Origin of the sequence: Alteromonas sp. MmMcT2-2 (assembly GCF_022348305.1) — a bacterium.
GTDB lineage: Bacteria > Pseudomonadota > Gammaproteobacteria > Enterobacterales > Alteromonadaceae > Alteromonas > Alteromonas macleodii.
Map to the genome: position 1 here is coordinate 1 of NZ_JAKRFA010000123.1, position 1031 is coordinate 1031.

The 1031-nt window shown below is 42.2% G+C and carries 2 protein-coding genes; both read right to left on the minus strand.

Annotated elements, in window-relative coordinates; all coding sequences use genetic code 11:
- Positions 1 to 663: HPP family protein (locus MHM99_RS21115; RefSeq protein WP_239220467.1), on the minus strand; the 663-nt coding region annotated here is incomplete at its 3' end.
- 67 nt (positions 664 to 730) lie between these two features.
- Positions 731 to 1031 (minus strand): helix-turn-helix domain-containing protein (locus MHM99_RS21120; protein ID WP_275445641.1); only part of this gene is annotated, 301 nt, incomplete at its 5' end.

The window sequence follows — 1031 nt, forward strand, 5'->3', positions numbered from 1 at the left end:
CGTATCAGCTAAGTCAATGATATGTTTAATTTGCTCGTCACTGGCATCAATAACCAATTCTGACCGGTTGATTGCCTCATGGATATGTCGCATTTTTATACGTCTCGTGTCAGGGTTATAGCCTATCCCCTTATATCGCATAAGACTTTGCGGGTAACGCCGCCAGTGAAAAAGATTGTTGAACAGTATCGCAACAGCAAACAGAATCATGCAGTTGATAATAGTTGGAGTGAGCACGTACCAATAACTTAAATCCGTTATCGCAGACCCACCAATTACAGCTGCCAAAGCGGTAGCACCACCTGGAGGATGTAATGAGCGAGATAGGTGCATAATAAATATCGAAAGCGACACTGCTACCGGAGCGGCAATAAAGAGATTTTCAATGTATTGTGCACTTGTAACGCCGACAATAGCAGAAAGAATATTGCCAGCGAAGAATGCCCATGGCGTCGATAGCTGGCCATGAGGAACAGCAAAAAGAAGGACCGTTGACGCTCCCATGGATGGTAAAATTGCCGCTGCTCCCTCCGTGCCTAGCAACCATGTTGTAAGAAAAAAGCATAAAAATATAGCTAGCATTCCACCGATAGTGGCAACGACTTTTTCTGATACAACTACGTTGTTTTGAAAACCCCAAAACCGTTTTAGTGTATTTAACATATATTCCTTTGTAAGGTCAGATATAGGAAACGTATAGACAATATCTATAATTTCTGTGAACGAAAAGCTACGTTCTTATCTTTTTCACTAGGGTGATATTAAGGCGCTTCGCCAGTCTGACAAGATTTGCACGGTCCATTGACAGAGATCTGGCTGCCTTAGACCAGTTGTTTTCTGCGTGATGCAATGCTTTGATAATGAGTTGACGTTGAAATTTATCTGTTGCTTCCCGTAAGTCAGTATGGCTATCGGTCTCGAAACATACGGTAGACGAATCTGTGTCTTTACTTGTTAAAGAGTCTGAAGACACGGTTAAACCGGTAATGTCAGATGGCTCAATTATTGTATTTCCGGTTGGATTCTTCTCT